Origin of the sequence: Acidovorax sacchari (assembly GCF_042847045.1) — a bacterium.
In the GTDB taxonomy this organism is placed as follows: domain Bacteria; phylum Pseudomonadota; class Gammaproteobacteria; order Burkholderiales; family Burkholderiaceae_C; genus Paracidovorax; species Paracidovorax sacchari.
This window is the reverse complement of the sequence record NZ_AP035783.1, coordinates 1,964,543-1,983,969: the sequence shown is the minus strand read 5'-3', so window position 1 is coordinate 1,983,969 and position 19,427 is coordinate 1,964,543. Positions and strand designations below refer to the sequence as shown.

The 19,427-nt window shown below is 67.5% G+C and carries 17 protein-coding genes and 2 tRNA genes; all 19 read right to left on the bottom strand.

Features of this window, described 5'->3' with window-relative positions; all coding sequences use genetic code 11:
* Positions 1–17: 17 nt before the first annotated feature.
* The 19 genes from ACGHC0_RS08985 to ACGHC0_RS08895 all read right to left on the bottom strand — a co-directional run bounded on the left by ACGHC0_RS08985 (position 18) and on the right by ACGHC0_RS08895 (position 19,411).
* Complete coding sequence (locus ACGHC0_RS08985; protein ID WP_415268003.1) at positions 18–839, bottom strand: hypothetical protein; 822 nt, start codon at positions 837–839, stop codon at positions 18–20.
* Positions 840–1,264: 425 nt separating this feature from the next.
* Entirely contained in the window at positions 1,265–1,561 is a 297-nt protein-coding gene (locus ACGHC0_RS08980; RefSeq protein ID WP_368354894.1) for a hypothetical protein, read from the bottom strand.
* A 623-nt stretch (positions 1,562–2,184) separates the two neighbouring features.
* Positions 2,185–2,625: a helix-turn-helix domain-containing protein gene (locus ACGHC0_RS08975; RefSeq protein ID WP_368354892.1), complete on the bottom strand. Its 441-nt coding sequence runs from the start codon at positions 2,623–2,625 to the stop codon at positions 2,185–2,187.
* On the bottom strand, positions 2,622–3,059 hold the full coding sequence (locus ACGHC0_RS08970; protein WP_415268002.1) for a type II toxin-antitoxin system RelE/ParE family toxin: 438 nt from the start codon (positions 3,057–3,059) through the stop codon (positions 2,622–2,624). Before ACGHC0_RS08970 ends, ACGHC0_RS08975 begins: the two co-directional genes overlap by 4 nt.
* Positions 3,060–3,427: 368 nt before the next feature.
* Positions 3,428–3,503, bottom strand: a tRNA-His gene (locus ACGHC0_RS08965).
* A gap of 48 nt (positions 3,504–3,551) precedes the next feature.
* Complete coding sequence (locus tag ACGHC0_RS08960; protein WP_415268001.1) at positions 3,552–5,480, bottom strand: SurA N-terminal domain-containing protein; 1,929 nt, start codon at positions 5,478–5,480, stop codon at positions 3,552–3,554.
* Between the two features lie 60 nt (positions 5,481–5,540).
* Positions 5,541–5,616 (bottom strand) — tRNA-Val (locus ACGHC0_RS08955).
* Positions 5,617–5,634: 18 nt separating this feature from the next.
* Positions 5,635–5,907, bottom strand: coding sequence for an HU family DNA-binding protein (locus ACGHC0_RS08950; protein ID WP_011794801.1), 273 nt, complete (start codon positions 5,905–5,907; stop codon positions 5,635–5,637).
* A 308-nt stretch (positions 5,908–6,215) separates the two neighbouring features.
* Entirely contained in the window at positions 6,216–6,782 is a 567-nt protein-coding gene (pgsA, locus tag ACGHC0_RS08945) for a CDP-diacylglycerol--glycerol-3-phosphate 3-phosphatidyltransferase (RefSeq protein ID WP_288475516.1), read from the bottom strand.
* A gap of 37 nt (positions 6,783–6,819) precedes the next feature.
* Entirely contained in the window at positions 6,820–8,814 is a 1,995-nt protein-coding gene (gene uvrC / locus ACGHC0_RS08940; RefSeq protein WP_415268000.1) for an excinuclease ABC subunit UvrC, read from the bottom strand.
* Between the two features lie 74 nt (positions 8,815–8,888).
* Positions 8,889–9,653: an aspartate/glutamate racemase family protein gene (locus ACGHC0_RS08935; protein WP_415267999.1), complete on the bottom strand. Its 765-nt coding sequence runs from the start codon at positions 9,651–9,653 to the stop codon at positions 8,889–8,891.
* A 272-nt stretch (positions 9,654–9,925) separates the two neighbouring features.
* Positions 9,926–10,744, bottom strand: coding sequence for a M55 family metallopeptidase (locus tag ACGHC0_RS08930; RefSeq protein WP_368354886.1), 819 nt, complete (start codon positions 10,742–10,744; stop codon positions 9,926–9,928).
* Between the two features lie 60 nt (positions 10,745–10,804).
* Positions 10,805–11,872 carry a P1 family peptidase gene (locus tag ACGHC0_RS08925; RefSeq protein ID WP_415267998.1) on the bottom strand — a complete coding sequence of 356 codons (1,068 nt, stop codon included), beginning with the start codon at positions 11,870–11,872 and terminating at the stop codon, positions 10,805–10,807.
* Entirely contained in the window at positions 11,869–12,804 is a 936-nt protein-coding gene (gene gsiD / locus ACGHC0_RS08920) for a glutathione ABC transporter permease GsiD (protein WP_013594128.1), read from the bottom strand. Before gsiD ends, ACGHC0_RS08925 begins: the two co-directional genes overlap by 4 nt.
* Positions 12,805–12,844: 40 nt before the next feature.
* Entirely contained in the window at positions 12,845–13,765 is a 921-nt protein-coding gene (gene gsiC / locus ACGHC0_RS08915) for a glutathione ABC transporter permease GsiC (RefSeq protein WP_415267997.1), read from the bottom strand.
* A gap of 88 nt (positions 13,766–13,853) precedes the next feature.
* Complete coding sequence (gene gsiB / locus ACGHC0_RS08910) at positions 13,854–15,404, bottom strand: glutathione ABC transporter substrate-binding protein GsiB (RefSeq protein WP_415267996.1); 1,551 nt, start codon at positions 15,402–15,404, stop codon at positions 13,854–13,856.
* Between the two features lie 26 nt (positions 15,405–15,430).
* Positions 15,431–17,326, bottom strand: a complete 1,896-nt coding sequence (locus ACGHC0_RS08905; RefSeq protein WP_368354882.1) for a dipeptide ABC transporter ATP-binding protein — start codon at positions 17,324–17,326, stop codon at positions 15,431–15,433.
* A gap of 53 nt (positions 17,327–17,379) precedes the next feature.
* On the bottom strand, positions 17,380–18,369 hold the full coding sequence (locus ACGHC0_RS08900) for an isoaspartyl peptidase/L-asparaginase family protein (RefSeq protein WP_368354881.1): 990 nt from the start codon (positions 18,367–18,369) through the stop codon (positions 17,380–17,382).
* A gap of 76 nt (positions 18,370–18,445) precedes the next feature.
* Positions 18,446–19,411 carry a MurR/RpiR family transcriptional regulator gene (locus ACGHC0_RS08895; protein ID WP_368354880.1) on the bottom strand — a complete coding sequence of 322 codons (966 nt, stop codon included), beginning with the start codon at positions 19,409–19,411 and terminating at the stop codon, positions 18,446–18,448.
* Positions 19,412–19,427 lie beyond the last annotated feature (16 nt).

Genomic DNA, 19,427 nt, shown 5'->3' with positions numbered 1-19,427 from the left:
CATCTCCCGAACCGCCGTCAACCCCACGCAACCCGGCAAGCCAAATACTCGCCAATCACGATATGGGCGTAGGTCCCGTGGCTTTGGCCAATCAAATAGCGATATCGCCCCTCCTGCACATCCAGCCAGTTGTCGGGCATATGACCTCCCAAAGGCAACGCCCTGAGGAAAGCGCGGGATCCCAGCTCTGGCCAGGCCGCCATGGGCCCCGGCTCAGGGCACTCGAAGAACTCGCGGCTCTCGGCCGTCAAGACCGAAAGCGGCGCGATCTCAAAGACATCGGGATCGTCCCGCTCCTGAACGCTGAGCTCGAAATGGAGATGGCCGCGCGCGAGCTTCAGGACCACATTGCGCACGCGATCCATGTCCGGGTGCCAAGTCTTGCCCCCATTTTCGTCGACGGTCACGGTGGACTGAATTTCCGCGGCCAACCTCGGCGTCTTTGAGAGGATCCTTGTGATGTTCTCGCGACGCAGTTCCTTCGGATCGGTCGACCCACACATGACACACTCCAAAAAGCACGCTAGGTATTGCTCGTCCAGCGAGAAGGACTTGTTACATGCCAAGCAGGCCTCAACCACTGGCAGATTAGGCGGATAGGGTTCGTCCAGCAGAACCTTCGAGGGGCAATGATCCCTCGTATCAGGCCTCGCCCCGCAGTAGACGCAAATCCTCGTCAACCGCTCGTCAACGAAAAGCTTTCCTGGGTCTTCCATCATTTCCTCCTTATGCGCGTCGCGGCCAATCGCCACGGCCTCATTCCCTGCCTCAGGCTTGCGGCGAATTCCCCTGCTAGCGCCCGGCGCGCCTGCCGCTTTATTCGGTGTGAATCCGAGCATCCACACCCTGCTGCCCCAATAGAGTTTGTAACCGCAAAGAAGGCAAACTGGCCGTATCGGCCCCAGGGGAAAACGAGTGATTGGCCAAGACCAGCGCCTCACGACGGAGTGTGACAACGCGCCGAAGGAGAAACCGAGGGAGTCCGCGGATCGGCCGGGCGGCAAAGGCGTGCCCAGGTGAACGAAGCGAACGTCGCAGGTGCGAGGCCCCTGATGGTCCTCAAACGCCTTCAAGAAGTCGCGTCGCGCGAATGTGAGACGCTGCCGGCAGCTTGGACTAACCGGATCACTGAATGCCATCCCCCAAGGACCTCGATGGCAAAGTAGATGGCGGCGTGCTCGAAGGCGACGAAGAAGTTGCGGTATGCCTCCCTGTCCTCCTTTGCGCCTGTGTCTTGAGCGACATGAGGCGAAGAAGTACCTGCTTAGGAGGTGGGGCCGAGAGCCGTCTGACGATATGCGTCTATCTCGTACACAGCCACTTCGGCTTCGTTGAGCATCGACCACGTCACTGCGTGCCCTCCAGAAATTCCAGCGCGGCCCGCTTTGCGCGTACAGATCGTGCCATGTCGCTCGCCAACGCGACCCCTGGATGCGAGCTGGGCGCCTAAGTGCTCAGTGGGCAGGCTGATCACGTCGAAAAGCGACTCGTCCATCGCGCTCTCCAGCAGCCGCACCAGACGCTCCTGCAGGTCGTAGTAGATGCAGAGCTCGGCCAGCACGCGCTGATGAACCTCGTAGTCCCGCACCCCTTAAAGCGCCCCGATGACGGCCGCGCGGCAATGTTGCGCGTCCAGGATCAGAAGCGCTGCAGTGGGCGAGAATCGCTGCATCTCCGCTGACAGGATAGGCGTCGGTAGCTGGATGACGACTCGGTCGCCAATCATTTCGCGCTGGGCCGCGCCGATCGGCACTTCTCGATACGTCATGCCATCAGCGTAAATCGACACCGTCCAACATCCAAGGAGTATCGCATCCTGGCTCAACCCAGCTGGATATGCCGCGACAGGTTCTATTGCCTAGCCTCGAAACGAAGATGTCGCGACATGGTTGGCATGGATTCGCAACGATGCATCCGAGGGCGGATGTATTCGCGGCCAAGCGCGGTGGCTTCTACGGCGCAAGCCCAATGGGCATCAGCGTCCTCATGTTCGCGCAACCGCTACGCGAATGGGTCAGGTGAAGCTGCGGTGTGCTCGCATCGCGGCGATGTGCTGGTGAATGCGAGCCAGCAGCGCCTCGAAATGAGTCTACCCCTGGCGTAGATAGACCGCAGCGGTCTTGAGGTAGCTCTGATTGGCAGCAGCGTACGCAACCCCTGTCATTCCGCCGTCGAGCCCGATCGTCAGGCAACCGCAGTTCCTTCGTGCTTGACCTTGAGCTTGGATTTGCTGGCAGGGCGAGCCGCCGACTTGCGAGCCACGCCGGATGCGCGCGCACGACGCGGCGCCGATGGCTTGGCGAGGGAGCTCAGGCTATCAAGCATGATCACGGTGCCAGCACCGGTTCTGACAGCCACGGCCAGTTCTCCGCCCATGGCTTCCACGTACTTGCGCAGCGTCGAGAGCAGCAAGTCCGAACGCTTCTCCAGCTGAGCCACGGCGTTCTGTTTGACATTGAGCACCCGCGCCACCTCGTCCTGGGTCTTGACCAATGCCGAGCGGACCTCAGCCAGCGAGTCCGCGTGGCGAACCATCTCCTCGGCCAGGACGCTCGCCTTGCTCTGGATGAGCTTCTGATCCTCGGCGGAAAACTCTTCGATGATGCTTTGCAGTGTGGTGCTCATGGTGATTCCTTCTTCGCCTTGGCGAGCTTCTTCAGGTGGGCGTCAAACCGCTTGTCGGCCGTCTTGATCAGGGTCTTGTAAAACGCTGCCTCGTCCTGCCCCTGCTTGTCGCCAGCCACCAGCACATAGGCCTTTCGCTGGGGATCGAAGGCGAATGCCGCCCACCAGATCTCCGAGCCGTTGTGGGCCTTGAAGCGCAACTCCTTCATGTTGTCGTGCTTCGAGCCATTGAGCGTGTCGACATGAGGCCGTCCTGTCTTCGGCCCTGCCAGCTCGATGGCCTTGGCAGCTGAAGCCAGTTCGCGGCGCACGTCCAAGTCGAACGCGCGGAACTCCGGCAGGAATTCATCGTGAAAGACGACTTCCCACTTCTCCGAGGGTGCCGGTACCGCAGGTTCGGACGCCGAAGATGATTTCTTGGATCTTCCCGCCATAATAATTTTAACGTGATATCACTTTAAAATTATCTCACATGCAAAGCATGGCTGTCAGAGATCGCGTTGTCAAGACAGGCCCTGCCCGTAGCCTGCTCGACTTAGGACAGAGGATCCCTACCTAGAAGCGACACATTGATGGCAGCAGTCAAAGGCGACATGCGTCCCGCATGACGTATCGAGGCAGTGCCTGCGGGCGATGCTTGAGTGAGTCGATCTGCTTCGAGGCAGCAAAGACCCACCGAAGACTGGCAGTCCGATCAGGCCGCCAAAGCATCAGGACAACAGTCGGCGATTCCCGCTTCGCCCCCAGCGTGCCCCTGAAACGAAACAAGGACCCGAAGGTCCTTGTTTTTACTAGCATTTTTTGGGGTGGCTGATGGGACTCGAACCCACGACGACAGGAATCACAATCCTGGACTCTACCAACTGAGCTACAGCCACCGTAGCCTGAAATTATAGCCGGATAAAACCCTTTCCGGCCGAACTTCGTCAATTTTCCGTGGCCGGGGTGCCGTCGCCCGTCGGGCGGGCCACCTTGAACTGGACCTTGAAGCGGTCCTTGAGCAGTTCGTAGTAGGCCATGGCTTCGGCCTGGGCCTCGGCTTCGGCGTACTGCTGTTGCTGCTGGCGCACAACGGCAGGGTCCGCGGGGTCGCGCGGCACGATGCGGTCCACCTGGATGACGGCGTAGCCCTGGGCGCCCAGGGGGGTGCCGGCGAAGGCGGGCAGCTTGTCGGCATTCACCTGCAGCGCGGCATCCACCACGGGGCGGGGCTGGCCTTCGGGCTTGTCGCGCGAGACGGTCACGGGGGCACCGAGGCCGGTGGCGCTGGCCGGAGCGGCCTTCCAGGCGGCCATCTTCGCCTCGCCTTCCTTGCGCGCCAGTTCGGCGGAACGCTCGGCCACGAAGAGTTCACGCACGCGGGTCTTCACCTGGTCGAAGGACGGGGTGGAAGCCGGCGTGTAGGCGGCGATGCGGCCGGCCACGAGGGTGCTGGGCGCCGTCTCGATGGCCTCGGTGTTGCGCTTGTTCTGCACGGAGTCGGACGAGAACAGGGCTTCCAGGAAGCGGCCGTTGGCCAGCGGGCCCTGGGCGCCGGGGCGCGGGGTGCGCGTGACGTCGCTGGCGGTCTGCACCTTCAGCTTGAGCTTGTCGGCCACGGGCTGCAGGCTGTCCGCCTGCTCGTACACGGTGTTGGAGAACACCTCGGCCAGCTCGGCGAACTTGCGCTGGGCCTGCTGCTGTCTGGCTTCCGTCTCCAGCTTGGTGCGCACTTCCTCGAAGGTCGGCTGCTTCGGCGTCTTGACGTCGTTGAGCTGGATGATGTGGTAGCCGTACTCGCTCTCCACCAGGTCGCTGATGTCGCCCTTCTTCATCGAGAAGGCCGCGTCCTCGAACGGCTTGACCATGTCGCCGCGCTTGAAGAAGCCGAGGTCGCCGCCAGAGGGCGCGGAGCCCGTGTCCTGCGAATTCTTGCGGGCCACGTCGGCAAAGGTGTTCGGCGCCTTGCGCACCTGCTCCAGCAGCGCCTGCGCGCGGGCCCTGGCCTTCTCGCGGTCGGCGGCGGGGGCGTCCTTGGGGGCGTTGATCAGGATGTGGCTGGCGCGGCGCTCTTCCTTGCCGGCGAGGCGCTCCAGGTTTTCCTTGTAGTAGGTGCGCAGGTCATCCTCGCTCAGCGTGATGCTGGCACGCACGGCGTCCAGGTCGAGCACCACGTACTGCACGTCGGCATGCTCGGGCTGGCGGAACTGCGCCTCGTGGGCCTTGTAGTAGGCCTGGAGTTCGTCGTCCGTGGGCGTGACCTTGGCGGCGAAGTCCCTGGCATCGAAGCGGGCGACGCGGATCTCGCGGCGCTGGTAGAGCGAATCCAGCGCGAGTCGCGCCGGCTCCTGGGCCGCGAAGGCGGAGCCCATCACGCCGCCCATCACCTGGCTGAGGGAGAGCTCGCGGCGCACGTTGGATTCGAAACCCTCGGGCGTGAGGCCCTGGGAGCCCACGAGTGCGCGGTAGGCCTCGGCATCCAGCGAGCCATCGGGGCGCTTGAGCGCGGCGATGGCGGGAATGCCCTGCAGCGTGCGGGCCAGCTGGGCGTCGCTCGTGACCAGGTGCATCTTGACGGCGGCGGCCTGCATCACGCGGTCCCGCACCAGGCGCTCCAGGGTGGCGTAGCGCGCGCGGGGCGAATCGAGCAGCTTGGCATCGACCGAGGGCGACTGCGCGCGGATGCGGTCCGTCTCCATCCGGTGCGCGTTGTCCCAGTCGTCCTGGGTGATGTCATGGCCATCCACGCGTGCCACCACGGCGCTCTTGCTGGTGAAGTAGTTCCGGTCGATGCCCACGAGCACAAACGACGGAATGATCAGCAAGAACAGCACGATCATGACGACCTTGGAGTGCTTGCGGATGGATTCGAACATGGTTTCGATCTTTCAGTGGCGACAAAAGAAAAGGCGAACTCTCGTTCGCCTTTTGATCGGTGGTGGGTGCTGACGGGGTCGAACCGCCGACCTACGCCTTGTAAGGGCGCCGCTCTACCAACTGAGCTAAGCACCCCACCTTGAACCTCGAGCCTCAGTTGAGGGCATCCTTCAATGCCTTGCCGGGGCGGAACTTCGGAACTTTAGCAGCCTTGATCTTAATCGTATCGCCCGTACGGGGATTGCGGCCTGTGCGCGCAGCGCGCTTGCCCACCGCGAAGGTGCCGAAACCAACCAGAGACACCGTGCCGCCCTTCTTCAGGGTCTTCTTGACCGACTCGATCATGGATTCCAGGGCGCGCGCGGCGGCCGCCTTGGAGATGTCGGCATTGGTCGCAATTTGCTCAATCAGTTCGGACTTGTTCACAAGAAGCCTCTCGGGAAAGGGTGTGGAGGAAATGTCTGGCGCGAATCTGGCCTTCACACGCGCCGGAACAGCCGCTGGTGCGCGGGGTTCGTACGGGGCGTGAGAGGGGCTGGCATGGGGCAGATGCCGCTGTGCCAGATTAAAGCCATCGACTTTCCGGGTGTCAATACAACGGGCCGTTTTGCGACGGCGGAAGCCGTGGATTTTAGCGGCAATTCCAGAGGCTCCAGGCGATGCGCGGGGTTTGCGCAACGGGCGCCGCGTGCGCTATCGCAAGCCCCCATTGACATCCGGCAGGGCTGCCCCGGTCAGCGCTTGACGCGTGCGCGGATCTCCGGCAAGGCCTTCTGCAGGTAATAGACCATGGACCACACGGTGAGCACCGCGGCCAGCCAGATCAGCCACGTGCCCCAGACGCCCGTGTCGATGGCGCCGACCCGCCCGTCGTAGAGCAGGAACGGGATGGCGACCATCTGCACCGTGGTCTTCACCTTGCCCAGCATGTGCACCGCCACGCTGCGGGAAGCGCCGATCTGCGCCATCCATTCGCGCAGGGCGGAGATCGCGATCTCCCGGCCGATGATGATGAGCGCCACGAACACGTCCGCACGCTGCAGGTGCACGAGCACGAGCAGCGACGCGCAGACGAGGAATTTGTCGGCGACGGGATCGAGGAAGGCGCCGAAGGAAGAGGTCTGGTTCAGCTTGCGCGCCAGGTAGCCGTCGAGCCAGTCGGTGGCGGCGAAGACAACGAACATCACCGTGGCGATGAGGTTGCGGGTGGCCGGCTCCAGCGGCGCGTAGAACACGCCCACGATCAAGGGTATCGCGACAATGCGCGTCCAGGTCATGATGGTGGGGATGGTCAGGAACATGGGCCGATTGTGTCATGCCACCATGGCAGCCGCCCGTTCAGCGCAGCGCCCGGTAGATCTCCTGCGCGAGCTCCAGCGAGATGCCGTCCACCGTGGCCAGATCCTCCACGCTGGCCGCCGCCACGCCCCGCACCCCGCCGAAGCGCTGCAGCAGTCGCGCGCGCTTCTTGGGCCCGACGCCGGGGATCTCCTCCAGCTGTCCGCCGCCCACGCGCACCCTGGCGCGCGCGGCGCGCATGCCGGTGATGGCGAAACGGTGGGCCTCGTCGCGGATCTGGGCCACCAGCATGAGCGCGGCGGAGTCGCGGCCGAGGTAGATCTTCTCGCGGCCGTCGGCGAAGACGAGTTCCTCCAGCCCGACCTTGCGGCCCTCGCCCTTCTCCACGCCGACGATGCGGGACAGCTCCAGGCCCAGTTCGGTGAACACTTCGCGCGCCATGCTGACCTGCCCCTTGCCGCCGTCGATCAGGACGAGGTCGGGAAGGCGCGCCTGCCCGGGTGCCGGCTCGGCGCCGCCGGCCTCGCGCTGCGCCTCCACGACCTTGCTGTAGCGCCGCGTGAGCACCTGCCGCATGGCGGCGTAATCGTCCCCGCCGGTGATGCCCTCGATCTTGTAGCGCCGGTACTCGCTGCTCTGCATGCGGTGGTGGTGGAAGACCACGCAGGACGCCTGCGTGGCCTCGCCCGCCGTGTGCGAGATGTCGAAGCACTCGATGGTGAGCGATTCCAGGTCGTCCATGGGCAGGTCCAGCGCTTCGGCCAACGCGCGTGTGCGTGCCTGCTGGGAGCCCTCTTCGGAGAGCAGCCGCGCGAGCTGGATGTCGGCGTTCTTCTGCGCCATGTCCAGCCAGGCACGGCGCTGCTCGCGCGGCTGGTGCACGGCCCCCACTCGGATGCCGGACTGCTGCGAGAGCGCCTCCAGCAGCGCGCGGTCCACCGGCTCGCTGGTGACGAGCACGGGCGGCACGGGCACGCCGATGTAATGCTGGGCGATGAAGGCCTCCAGCACCTGAACTTCCAGCGAACGCTGCGGGGCGTGGGGCGCGGCGGGCGCGCCGTCGGTGCCGTCCGTCCCCTCACCGCCCCCTTCACCCCCCTCTTCCAGCTGGTACACCGCGGCCGCGTCTTCCACGTGGACGGGGAAGTACGGCCGGTCGCCCAGGTGGCGGCCACCGCGCACCATGGCAAGGTTGACGCAGGCGCGGCCGCCCAGCACCTTCACGGCCAGGATGTCCACGTCCTTGTCCGAGACCGTCTCGATGGCCTGCTGGTGCAGCACGCGCGAGAGCGCCGTGATCTGGTTGCGGATGTCCGCCGCCTGCTCGAACTCCAGCCGTTCGGAGTGCGCCATCATGCGCGCCTCCAGGGCCTCGAGCAATTCCCTGGTCTCGCCGCGCAGCATGGCGTCGGCGTTGCGCACGTCCAGCGCGTAGGCCTCGGGAGAGATGAGGTCCACGCACGGGCCCGAGCAGCGCTTGATCTGGTAGAGCAGGCAGGGGCGCGTGCGGTTGGCGAAGACGGTGTCCTCGCAGGTACGCAGCCGGAACACCTTCTGCAGCAGCAGGATGGTTTCCTTCACCGCCCAGGCGCCCGGATAGGGGCCGAAATACCGGTGCCGCTTGTCCACGGCGCCGCGGTAGTAGGCCACGCGCGGGAAGCGCTGGCCGGGTTGCTCGCCGGTGCCGTCGCGCGCGGCCACGCCCGTGATCTTCAGGTAGGGATAGCTCTTGTCGTCGCGGAACAGGATGTTGTAGCGGGGGTTCAGCGACTTGATGAGGTTGTTTTCCAGCAGCAGCGCCTCGGCCTCGGAGCGCACCACGGTGGTCTCCAGCCGCGCGATCTTGCCCACCATGTGGCCGATGCGCGTGCCTCCATGGGTCTTGGTGAAGTAGCTGGAAACGCGCTTTTTCAGGTTGCGGGCCTTGCCCACGTAGAGCAGCCCGCCCTGGGCGTCGAAATAGCGGTACACGCCCGGCAGGGGTGGCAGGGAGGCCACCTGCGCGAGCAGTTCATCGGAGTGCACATCGGACATGGTGCGTATTGTGGCCGGCACGCACGGCCGGGCCGGGCGGGGCCGCGCGATGGCCCGTGCCCGGCCGGGCTTTGTCAGCGGCCGCCGTAGGCGCGGCGCACCAGGGCGGTCGCCAGGATCTCCGACGGATCCACCAGCGTCCAGCCGGCGGCCTCCGGCGCATCGGGCAGCGCCAGCGGGATCTCCGTGCAGGCCATGACGAGCGGCACGTCGCCGTGCTGCGCGCGCATCGCCTGCCCCACCTCGGCGAAACGGCGGCGCGCCAGGGCCATGTCGCCGGCCTTCACGCCGTCGTAGATGCCTTCCATGAGCCAGTCCTTCGCCTCGGCGGAAGGCAGCACGCATTCCACGCCGTGCGTGGCGAAGGCCTCGTCGTACAGGCCCATGCCGTAGGTGCCCTGCGTGGCCAGCAGCGCCGCACGGCGGACGCCGCGGCGCTGCAGCTCGGCGGCGGTCTCCCGCGCGATGTGCAGCAGCTCCACGCCCGGCACGCGCTCCTGCAGCGCCGCATGCCAGGCATGCGCCGTGTTGCACGACATGGCCGCCGCGCGGGCGCCCACCGCAACCAGCCGCTCCAGCGCCGACACCAGCCCCTCGAGCGGCTGTGGCGCCGCCGGATCGCGCAATGCCTGCGTGCGGTCCGCCACCGGCACCTGGGCGATCCAGTGCTCGGGAAACGCCTGGTCGCGGACCGGCCGGCCGTGGTCGCGCAGCCACTGCTCCGACGCGCGCACGAACAGGCGCGCGAAATCCACGCCCGCGGCGGGGCCCATGCCGGCCACGATGCCGACGGTCATCGCGGGCACGGCGCCAGCGGACGGGTTTGCAGTTTCAGTCATCTCGTCATCCCAACAATCACTCGCATGGTGCGCAATTCATGCAACAGGCGCTGCCTCACCCATCAGAAGGCCGCGGAGCAGGCCAAGCCAGCAGACGCCGTGGAACGGGCTTCGCCCGGCCACTGGCGTCGTCTCCCTGCCCGCCATGCGCGGCATGGCGAGAAAGGGGCTGAGGGCCGTGGCTCCGAGCCTGCCTGCGCAGGCTTGGACGTGCCCGAAGGGCTGCCGCCTCCGGCGGCTGCATGGAAGCGGCGCAGCCGCTCAGGGGGGTGTCATCTCAACATACTGGACATGGCAGAAAGGCCGTTGATCATCCGCACCGCCGATTCGGTATCGGGCGCGGTGAACCGCAGCGCGTCGGGCGCCGTGCGCTCCAGCGTGGGCCACTGGCAGAACAGGTCGGCCAGTGCCACCGACTGTGCCTCCAGGTCCACCGTGACGGGGCCGTCGATGCGGAACGGCCGGGCCTGGCCGGCCCGGGCCGCGGCCCGGGACACGCCGTCGCGGATGGCGGCGCAGGCGCTTTCGGGCGACAGGCTGATGCCGCTGTTGGCGCCCGTGGCGCGCTTGGTCTGCACGAACTGCGCGTGCGGGAACAGATCCCGCGTCTCCGCGATGAAGGCATCGTCGCCGGAAGCGGCGATGACCGGTGCGCCATAGGCCCCTGCGAGGGCGCCGTAGATGCCGGCCTCGCCCAGTTCGCGCCCGTTGAGCGAGATGCGGGCGAATGCGAAGCTGTTGATGGTGTGGGCCAGGATGCCGTGGGCCCGCGATTTCGCGTGGTAGCCGATGAAGCACACGCCATCCATGCCCAGCTCCACGCCCGCCACCATGCTCAGGTAGCGCGGCTTGCCCTGGATGGCCTGGGCGCGCGGATCGAGCAGGTCCGGCGGCATGTTGCGGAAGCCCCCGTGCGAATCGTTGACGAACACCTCGTCGGCGCCGCCGTCGAACGCCCCGGCGATGGCGGCATTCGCCTCCGCGGCCATGAGGCGCCGGGCGCGCTCGTATTCCGGGTTGCCGGCGCGCACCTGCTCGGGGTGGTAGATGCCGGCCACGCCTTCGATATCGACGGAGATGAGGATTTTCATGGAACGCTGCACTGGGCGGAAAAGGAAGGGTTGGGCGCGGGAGGGCTGCGGGCGGCCGTTTCAGCCGGCCCGGGAAAGCACGTCGCGCAGCGCGCGGCGGTAGTGCCCGTCCCTGCCGGTGACAGATTCCGCATGCCAGAGCGCGTGGACGATGGCCTGCTCCACGCTGTCGGCCGCGGCCTGGAACAGGCCGTCGAGCAGGGCTTCGTGCACCATCGCCACGGCCGGCATGGGCTCCTGCGGCAGGTGCGGCAGGGTGTAGGCGGTCGAGAACGCCAGAGCGATGTCGCCGCTGCCGTGGCCATAGACCGAGCCCGTGCGCGCGAGGCCTGCGGCGGCCCGCCAGGCCAGGCGGCGCAGCTGGCGGGCTTCCAGCGGCGCGTCGGTGGCCAGCACCATGATGATCGAGCCCTTCTCGGGCCCGGCCGCGGCGGCACGCGCCTCGGCCTCGATCCGGGCGGCCAGGGACGCGCCGATCGGCGCGCCGCCCCAGACGAGGTTCGGCAGCAGGCCGTAGTTGGCGAGCACCAGCGCACCCACGGTGAAGGTACCGCCGCCGTGCAGGGGCACGCGGCGCGACGCGGTGCCCACGCCGCCCTTGAACTGGAAGCTGGACATGCCCCGCCCCGCGCCCACCGCACCCTGGGCCACCTGCGCGCCCGCTCCGTCGCAGGCCGCGCGGTAGTGGCTCTCGCCGACGGCCATGCGCTGGATGTCGTTCAGGTAGCCGTCGTTGCACTCCAGCACCAGCGGATTGACGGTGGGCAGGGCGCGCCCGGTCTCGGGGTTGGCGCGCACGCAGTCGCGGATCTGCGCCTGCGCCAGCGCACCGACGGAGAAGGTGTTGGTGAGCGCGACCGGCGTCTCGAGCTGGCCCAGCTCTTCCAGTTGCACCAGGCCGATGCTCTTGCCGAATCCGTTGATGACCGCGGCGCCTGCCGGCACCTTGTGGCGGTACGGATCCTGCGCGTGGGGACGGATCACCGTCACGCCGGTCTGCACCGGGCCGTCGTCGAGCGTGGCATGGCCGACGGTGACGCCGGCCACGTCCGTGATCGCATCCAGGGGGCCCGCGTCCAGCAGGCCGATGCGCGGGAGTGCCGTGGCGGCGGGGTCGCGCACGTTCATGTCTGCCGGTCGATCTTGGGGTCCAGCGCGTCGCGCAGGCCGTCGCCCAGCAGGTTGAAGGCCAGCACCGTCAGGAAGATGGCGAGGCTGGGGAACAGCGCCACGTGCGGCGCGTTCACCATGTCGGCACGTGCCTCGTTGAGCATGGCGCCCCACTCCGGCGTCGGCGGCTGCGCGCCCATGCCCAGGAACGACAGGCTGGCCGCCGTGATGATCGAGGTGCCCACGCGCATGGTGAAGTACACGACGATGGAGGAGATGGTGCCCGGCAGGATGTGCCGCACGATGATGGTCCAGTCCGAGGCGCCGATACTGCGCGCGGATTCGATGTAGGTCATCTGCTTGAGCACCAGCGTGTTGCCGCGCACCAGCCGCGCGAAGGCCGGCACGCTGAACACCGCCACGGCCACCACCACGTTGGTCATGCTGCTGCCCAGGATGGCGACCACGCCCAGCGCCAGCAGGATGCCGGGGAAGGCGAACAGCACGTCGGAGATGCGCATCACGATGCGGTCCCACCAGCCTTCGTAGTAGCCGGCGAGCAGGCCCAGCGTGGTGCCGATCAGGCAGCCGATCGCCACCGAGAGGAAGCCCGCGGCCAGCGAGATGCGCGCACCCATCAGGATGCGGCTGAAGATGTCGCGGCCCAGCGGATCGACGCCGAACCAGTGCATGGCCGAGGGGCCGTCGTTGATCCGGTCGTAGTCGAAGAAGTTCTCCGCGTCGAACGGCACGATGGCCGGGGCCAGCACGGCCACGGCGACGAGCAGCACGACGAACACCAGCGCGGCCACGGCGACGTGCTGCTTCTTGAATTTGCGCCAGAACTCGCGCCAGGGCGTGCGCACCGTGGAGGCGCCGGCGGCGGGGGCCACCGAGGCCGCCGCGAGCTGGGCTGCGTCGGGCGGCGTGGGAATGGAGGGCGTGGTCATACCGGGTCTTCGTCCGTGGGAGGGTTGCGGTCCGCGCGCTTCACTTGTAGCGGATGGTCGGGTTGATGAAGCCGTAGAGCATGTCCACCACCAGGTTGATGAGGATGAACTCCAGCGAGAAAAGCAGCACCAGGGTCTGGATGACGGGGTAGTCGCGCATGGTCACGGCGTCCACCAGCAGGCGCCCGAGGCCGGGCCAGTTGAAGACCGCCTCCACGACGATGGAACCGCCCAGCAGGAAGCCGAACTGCAGGCCCATCATGGTGACGACCGGGATGAGCGCGTTGCGCAGGCAGTGCTTGAGCACCACGGTGCGCTCGTTGAGGCCCTTGGCGCGGGCGGTGCGCACGAAGTCCTCCTGCACCACCTCGACGAAGGAGGCGCGCGTGAAGCGGGCCATCACGGCGGCCACCGCGGCGCCCAGCGTGATGGAGGGGAGGATGTAGTGCTTCCAGCTGTCGGCGCCCACGGTGGGCAGCCAGCCGAGCTGCACCGAGAACACCTGCATGAGCGTCATGCCGAGCGCGAAGGCGGGAAAGGAAATGCCGGACACCGCGAGCGTCATGCCGAGCCGGTCGGGCCAGCGGTTGCGGTACACGGCCGACAGGATGCCGATGCCCATGCCCAGCACCACGGACCAGGCCATGGCGGCGACGGTGAGCAGCAGCGTGGGCATGAAGCGCTCGCCGATCTCGGCCGCCACCGGGCGGCGGGTGCGGATGGACGTGCCGAAATCCCCCTGCACCATGCGCGAGAAGAAGTGCACGAACTGCTCGGGCAGGGGCTTGTCCAGGCCCAGCTCCTGCCGGACGAGCTGTACGGTGGCTTCGTCGGCGTCCACGCCCGCGGCCAGGCGCGCGGGATCGCCCGGCAGCATGTGGACGAAGAGGAACACCAGTACCGCCACGATCAGCAGCGTGGGCAGCAGCCCCAGCAGTCGTTTGAGGAAATAGTTCAGCATGATGCGGCGCTGCGGTGCGCAGCGAGGGGAAAACGGGAACGGGAAAAAAGCCCCCCGCGGCGCGCGGGGGGCGGCATGCCGGATGCCTTTACTTCAGCGAGATCTCGTCGCTGTTGATGTTGCCGTCGGGCATCACGTAGACGCCGGAGAGGCGCTTGGAGTGCGCGTAGAGCACTTCCTCGGTCACCAGCGGGATGCGCGGCAGGTCCTTGGCGAGCTGCTCCTGCGCGGTCTTGTAGAGCGCAGCGCGCTCGCTCCCGTCGGTGGTGAGCAGGGCCTTGGCGATGGACTCATCCACGACGGGGTTGCTGTAGAACGCGTAGTTGGCCAGCTTCGGCGCCCACGATTCGGTCGAGAACAGCGGGCGCAGCGCCCAGTCGGCCTCGCCGGTCGAGGACGACCAGCCGATGTAGTAGAGACGTGCCTTGGCGGTCTTGGGATCGGGCCAGGCATCGACCAGTTCCGCACGCTTGCCGGGCTCCAGCGCTTCCACCGACACCTTGATGCCCACCTGCTGCAGCTGCTGCTGCAGGAACTGGATCACCTTCTGGCTGGTGGTGTTGTTGTAGCCGCTCCACAGCGTCGTCTCGAAGCCGTTGGGATAGCCGGCCTCCTTCAGCAGCTCCTTGGCTTTAGCGACGTTGTAGGGGATCGGCTGCATCTTCACCGCGTACTCAACGCCCTGCGGCACGAAGCCCTGGGCCGGGAAGGCGTAGCCGTTGAAGGCCACCTTGGAGAGCGCCTCCTTGTTGATGGCGTAGCCGATGGCCTCGCGCACCTTCAGGTTGTCGAAGGGCTTCTGCAGCAGGTTGAACGTCAGGAAGCGCTGGATGATGGACGGCGCCGTCACCACTTCCACCTTGTCGCTCTTCTTCAGCGTGGCGACCTGCTCATAGGGCAGCGTGAAGGCGAAGTCGGCCTCGCCCGTCTGCAGCATGGCGGCGCGGGTGTTGTTCTCGGTGACGGGCTTCCAGGTGATCTGGTCGACCTTGGGATAGCCCTTCTTCCAGTAGTTCGCGAACTTCTTGCCCACGATGGCTTCGGTCTGCTTCCATTCGACGAACTCGAACGGACCGGTGCCCACGGGGTGGAAGGCGATGTCCTTGTTGCCCCACTTGGCGAGCGCGGCCGGCGAGATCATCGCGGCCGAGGCGTGGCCCAGCGCGTTGATGAAGGGGCCGAAGGGCTCCTTGAGCGTGATGCGCAGGGTCTGCGGGTTCACGGCCTCGACCTTGGCGACGCGGTTGAACTGGTTGGCGCGCAGCAGGCGGTTGGCCGGGTCCATCACGCGGTCCAGGTTGGCCTTGGCCGCGGCGGCGTTGAAGTCGGTGCCGTCGTGGAACTTCACGCCCGAACGCAGCTTGAAGGTGTACACCAGGCCGTCCTTGGAGACCTCATAGCTCTCGGCCAGCACGTTCTTGAGCTTCATGTCCTTGTCGAACGCGAACAGGCCTTCGTAGAAGCTCTTGGTGACGGCCGTGGTGATCGTCGTGTTCGTGTTGTACGGGTCCAGCGTCTCGGGCTGCTGGTAGATGGCCAGCACGGCGTTGCCGGCGGCCAGGGCCGAGCCGGTGGCGGACAGGGCGACCAGCGCCAGCAGGCTGGCGGCGACGCGACGGGAAGCGGGGGTCTTCTTCATGGTGGACTCCGGTTGGGAAAGGAACATCAATACAGGTTGGCGATGGGGTGGCGCGCCACGAAATGGCCCGGTCCCACTTCCACCAGCGGCTGCACCGCGGGCTCGTCGCCGATGGAGCGGATGGGGCTGGGAATGTCGCCGTCCAGCAGCGCGCGCTTGAGGTGGCGGCGCGCCGGATCGGCGATGGGCACGGCGGCCATGAGCTTCTTCGTGTAGGCGTGCTGCGGGTTCTCGAAGATCGCGCGGCGGGGGCCGATCTCCACGATCTGGCCGAGGAACATCACCGCCACGCGGTGGCTGATGCGCTCCACCACCGCCATGTCGTGCGAGATGAAGAGGAAGGCCACGCCGAGCTCGCGCTGCAGGTCCAGCATCAGGTTGACGATCTGCGCCTGGATGGAGACGTCGAGCGCCGAGACGGATTCGTCGGCCACCACCACCTTGGGGTTGAGCGCCAGGGCGCGTGCGATCGCGATGCGCTGGCGCTGGCCGCCGGAGAACTCGTGCGGATAGCGCTGCGCATGCTCGCGCGGCAGGCCCACCTTCTCCATCAGCCAGTCCACGCGGGCCTGGGCCTCTTCGCGGGTTCCGATCCTGTGCACCAGCAGCGGCTCCATGATCGAGAAGCCCACGGTGAGGCGCGGATCGAGCGAGGCGAACGGATCCTGGAAAATGAACTGGATGTCGCGGCGCAGCGCCTGCACCTCGGAGGTGGGCAGATCCAGGATGTTGCGGCCGCCGAACTCGATGGCGCCGCTCTGGCTCTCCACCAGGCGCAGCAGCGAGCGGCCGGTGGTGGACTTGCCGCAGCCGGACTCGCCCACCAGGGCCAGGGTCTCGCCCGGATAGAGGTCGAAGCTCACGCGTTCCACCGCATGCACGCGGCGCTTCACGCGGTTGAGCAGGCCGGCACGCAGGTCGAAGCGCGTCACCAGGTCCTTCACGCGCAGGATGGGCTGCGCGCCTGCCGGGCGGGTGTCCGCCGGCGTGGATTCGAGCACCGGCTGCGCCTGGACCGTGCCATCGGCGCCGAGCAGTTCGAAATGGCGCGGCAGGTCCGTGCCCTGCATGGCGCCCAGCTTGGGCACGGCCGACAGCAGGGCGCGGGTGTAGGCATGCTGCGGCGCGGCGAAGATGCGGTCCGAGGCGCCCTCTTCCACCTTGTCGCCGCGGTACATCACCAGCACGCGGTCGGCCACCTCGGCCACCACGCCCATGTCGTGGGTGATGAAGATCACGCCCATGTGCATCTCGTCCTGCAATTGCCGGATGAGCTGCAGGATCTGCGCCTGGATGGTCACGTCCAGCGCCGTGGTGGGCTCGTCGGCGATCAGCAGCTGCGGCTTGCACGACAGCGCCATGGCGATCATCACGCGCTGGCGCATGCCGCCCGAGAGCTGGTGCGGGAAACGGTCCAGCACGTTGCGCGCTTCGGGAATGCGCACCAGTTCCAGCATGCGCAATGCCTCGGCGCGCGCGGCAGCGCGGTCCTTGCCCTGGTGCACGCGGATGGATTCGGCGATCTGGTCACCCGCGGTGAACACCGGGTTGAGCGAGGTCATCGGCTCCTGGAAGATCATGGCCACGTCGGCGCCGCGCACGTCGCGCATCACGGCGTTGCCCGCGCGGGCCACGTCCAGCACCTGGCCATTGCGGCGGCGCAACGCCACCGAACCGCCGATGATCCGTCCGCCGCCGTGCTCCACGAGCCGCATCAGCGCCAGCGAAGTGACGGACTTGCCCGAGCCCGATTCGCCCACGATGGCCAGGGTCTCGCCGCGGTCCACGTGGAAGGAAAGGTTGCGCACGGCGTCCACCGTGCGCTCGGAATTCGCGAAGCGGATGGTGAGGTCGTCCACGGCCAGCACGCGCTGCTCGGGCAGGACGAGGGTCGAGGGAGAGGTCGGGGCGTTGGATTTCATGGGAGCCGGGAGGAAATGCGGTCGTTGGCGGCGTACAGGCGAAGGCCGGGTGCTCAGCGGTAGATGAAGGTCTCGGGCGATGCGCCCACGCGGGCCAGGCCGCGGTACATGCCTTCGGTGTTGAACGGCAGGCAGACGTTGCCCAGGCGGTCCACGGCGACCAGGCCGCCGGTGCCGCCGATGGCGGCCAGGGCGCCGTGCACCACGGCATCGGCGGCCTGCGCGAGGCCGAGGCCACCGTAGGCCATGCGCGCGCACACATCGTGTGCGGCCGCCACGCGGATGAAGCTCTCGCCATGGCCGGTGCAGGAAATGGCCGCGGTACGGTCGTCGGCATAGGTGCCCGCGCCGATCAGCGGGCTGTCGCCCACGCGGCCGGGGCGCTTGTTGGTCATGCCGCCCGTGGAGGTGGCGGCGGCGAGGTGCCCGTGCGCGTCCAGCGCCACGGCGCCCACCGTGCCCATCTTGCGGTCTTCGTCGAGCGCGCGGCCCGCCAGCGCCGCGGCGCCGTCGTGGTCCAGCACGGCGCCGCGCTGGCTGGCGCGCGCGGCCTCCAGCTGCGCGCGGCGCGCATCCGTCGAGAAATGCGATGGCTCCACCATCGCCAGGCCCGCGTCGCGCGCCATGCGTTCGGCGCCGTCGCCGGCCATGAGCACGTGCTGGCCGTGCTGCATCACCGCACGGGCGGCCAGCACCGGGTTGCGCACATGCGCCACGCCCGCCACGGCGCCGGCGGCCAGGCTCGCGCCGTCCATCACCGCGGCATCCAGTTCATGCGTGGCATCGGAGGTGAACACCGCGCCGTGGCCGGCGTTGAACAGCGGGCATTCCTCCAGCAGGCGCACGGCTTCGCACACCGCATCCACCGCGCTGCCGCCCCGCGCGAGCACGGCCTGCCCCGCGCGCAGCACATCCTGCAGCGCAGCGTGGTAGGCCTGCTCCTGCGCAGGGCTGATGTGCGCGCGGCTCAGCGTACCTGCACCGCCGTGGATGGCGATCACCGGCGCGGCGGGAGTCGAAGGGGATGCGTGGAAAGCGTTCATGCGGGCAGGCGGCGGCAGGGCAAAAGAAGGGCGGGACGGCGAACGGGAAGCGAAAAAGGCAGCGGGGCGCGCGGACTCAGCGCCCGGGGCCCCGTGGGACGGGCCGGAGCTCCGCCTTGCGGATTCCGGCTTCGGAAGATCGCGGCGAGAGCCGGCTGTGCGAGCTGTCGTGAAGCCACGGCAACACCGCCTCGGTCATGCGCGCGGCGGTCTTCACGGACTCGCGGGACTGGTGCGCCACGGCGCTGGTGAGCGCCTCGATCAGCGCCAGCGCCGAGGATTCGGAGTTCGCCGCGTACTGGTTCTCGGTCTGAGCGAACAGGCAGACGCGCGCGAACGGCACGAGCGGCGAGCGCGCACCGTCGGTGAGCGCCAGCACGGGAACCCCGCGCTCGAAGGCGCCCTGCGCCAGCACGACGGTGTCGGTGAGATAGCGCGGATAGCTGATCGCGACGAACAGGTCTTCGGCCCCCATGCGCGGCAGCAGGCGCGCGCCGTACGACGCGCCGCCCACGCCCGAGAGCAGGTGCACGTTGTCGCAGTACGCGTCCAGCCCGCGCTGCAGCAGGCCGGCCAGCCAGCCGCTCGCACCGAAGCCCGCCAGGTAGATGCGCCGCGCACCCAGCAGCGCCTGCACCGCGGCCTCGCAGGCAGCAGGGTCCAGCGCCTCGCGCGTGGCGGCGATGTTGCGCTGGCTTTCTTCCAGCGCAGCCGCGAACACGTCGCGGATGGACGTTGGCTTTTCCAGCTTGATGCGCATCTTCTCGATGGGCGCCAGCATGGCCTCGAAACCCTTGACCAGCTCGGCGCGCAGCATCGGGTACCCATCCAGGCCCACGGCCCGCGCGAAGCGGTTGGCCGTGGCGATGGACACCCCCACCGCCGACGCCAGTTCGTCGATCGGCATCGTGGCCGCCTGCAGCGGATGCGCGAGCACGTAGTCCGCCATCTGCTGGTGCGAACGCGTCAGCGTGGGACGCGCGCGGCCGATGCGGATCGCGATCGACACGGCTTCGCTGGCGGTTTCGGGAAGGTCGGACATGGGGTGGAGGTGTTGA

What these genes read in the sequence shown, in the direction of transcription:
- ACGHC0_RS08895 (WP_368354880.1), bottom strand. Translation starts at nt 19,411, where the DNA reads ATGTCCGACCTTCCCGAAACCGCCAGCGAAGCCGTGTCGATCGCGATC.
- ACGHC0_RS08975 (WP_368354892.1), bottom strand. Translation starts at nt 2,625, where the DNA reads ATGAGCACCACACTGCAAAGCATCATCGAAGAGTTTTCCGCCGAGGAT.
- gsiC (WP_415267997.1), bottom strand. Translation starts at nt 13,765, where the DNA reads ATGCTGAACTATTTCCTCAAACGACTGCTGGGGCTGCTGCCCACGCTG.
- ACGHC0_RS08960 (WP_415268001.1), bottom strand. Translation starts at nt 5,480, where the DNA reads ATGTTCGAATCCATCCGCAAGCACTCCAAGGTCGTCATGATCGTGCTG.
- gsiB (WP_415267996.1), bottom strand. Translation starts at nt 15,404, where the DNA reads ATGAAGAAGACCCCCGCTTCCCGTCGCGTCGCCGCCAGCCTGCTGGCG.
- gsiD (WP_013594128.1), bottom strand. Translation starts at nt 12,804, where the DNA reads ATGACCACGCCCTCCATTCCCACGCCGCCCGACGCAGCCCAGCTCGCG.
- uvrC (WP_415268000.1), bottom strand. Translation starts at nt 8,814, where the DNA reads ATGTCCGATGTGCACTCCGATGAACTGCTCGCGCAGGTGGCCTCCCTG.
- pgsA (WP_288475516.1), bottom strand. Translation starts at nt 6,782, where the DNA reads ATGTTCCTGACCATCCCCACCATCATGACCTGGACGCGCATTGTCGCG.
- ACGHC0_RS08930 (WP_368354886.1), bottom strand. Translation starts at nt 10,744, where the DNA reads ATGAAAATCCTCATCTCCGTCGATATCGAAGGCGTGGCCGGCATCTAC.
- ACGHC0_RS08905 (WP_368354882.1), bottom strand. Translation starts at nt 17,326, where the DNA reads ATGAAATCCAACGCCCCGACCTCTCCCTCGACCCTCGTCCTGCCCGAG.
- ACGHC0_RS08900 (WP_368354881.1), bottom strand. Translation starts at nt 18,369, where the DNA reads ATGAACGCTTTCCACGCATCCCCTTCGACTCCCGCCGCGCCGGTGATC.
- ACGHC0_RS08985 (WP_415268003.1), bottom strand. Translation starts at nt 839, where the DNA reads ATGCTCGGATTCACACCGAATAAAGCGGCAGGCGCGCCGGGCGCTAGC.
- ACGHC0_RS08935 (WP_415267999.1), bottom strand. Translation starts at nt 9,653, where the DNA reads ATGACTGAAACTGCAAACCCGTCCGCTGGCGCCGTGCCCGCGATGACC.
- ACGHC0_RS08970 (WP_415268002.1), bottom strand. Translation starts at nt 3,059, where the DNA reads ATGGCGGGAAGATCCAAGAAATCATCTTCGGCGTCCGAACCTGCGGTA.
- ACGHC0_RS08925 (WP_415267998.1), bottom strand. Translation starts at nt 11,872, where the DNA reads ATGAACGTGCGCGACCCCGCCGCCACGGCACTCCCGCGCATCGGCCTG.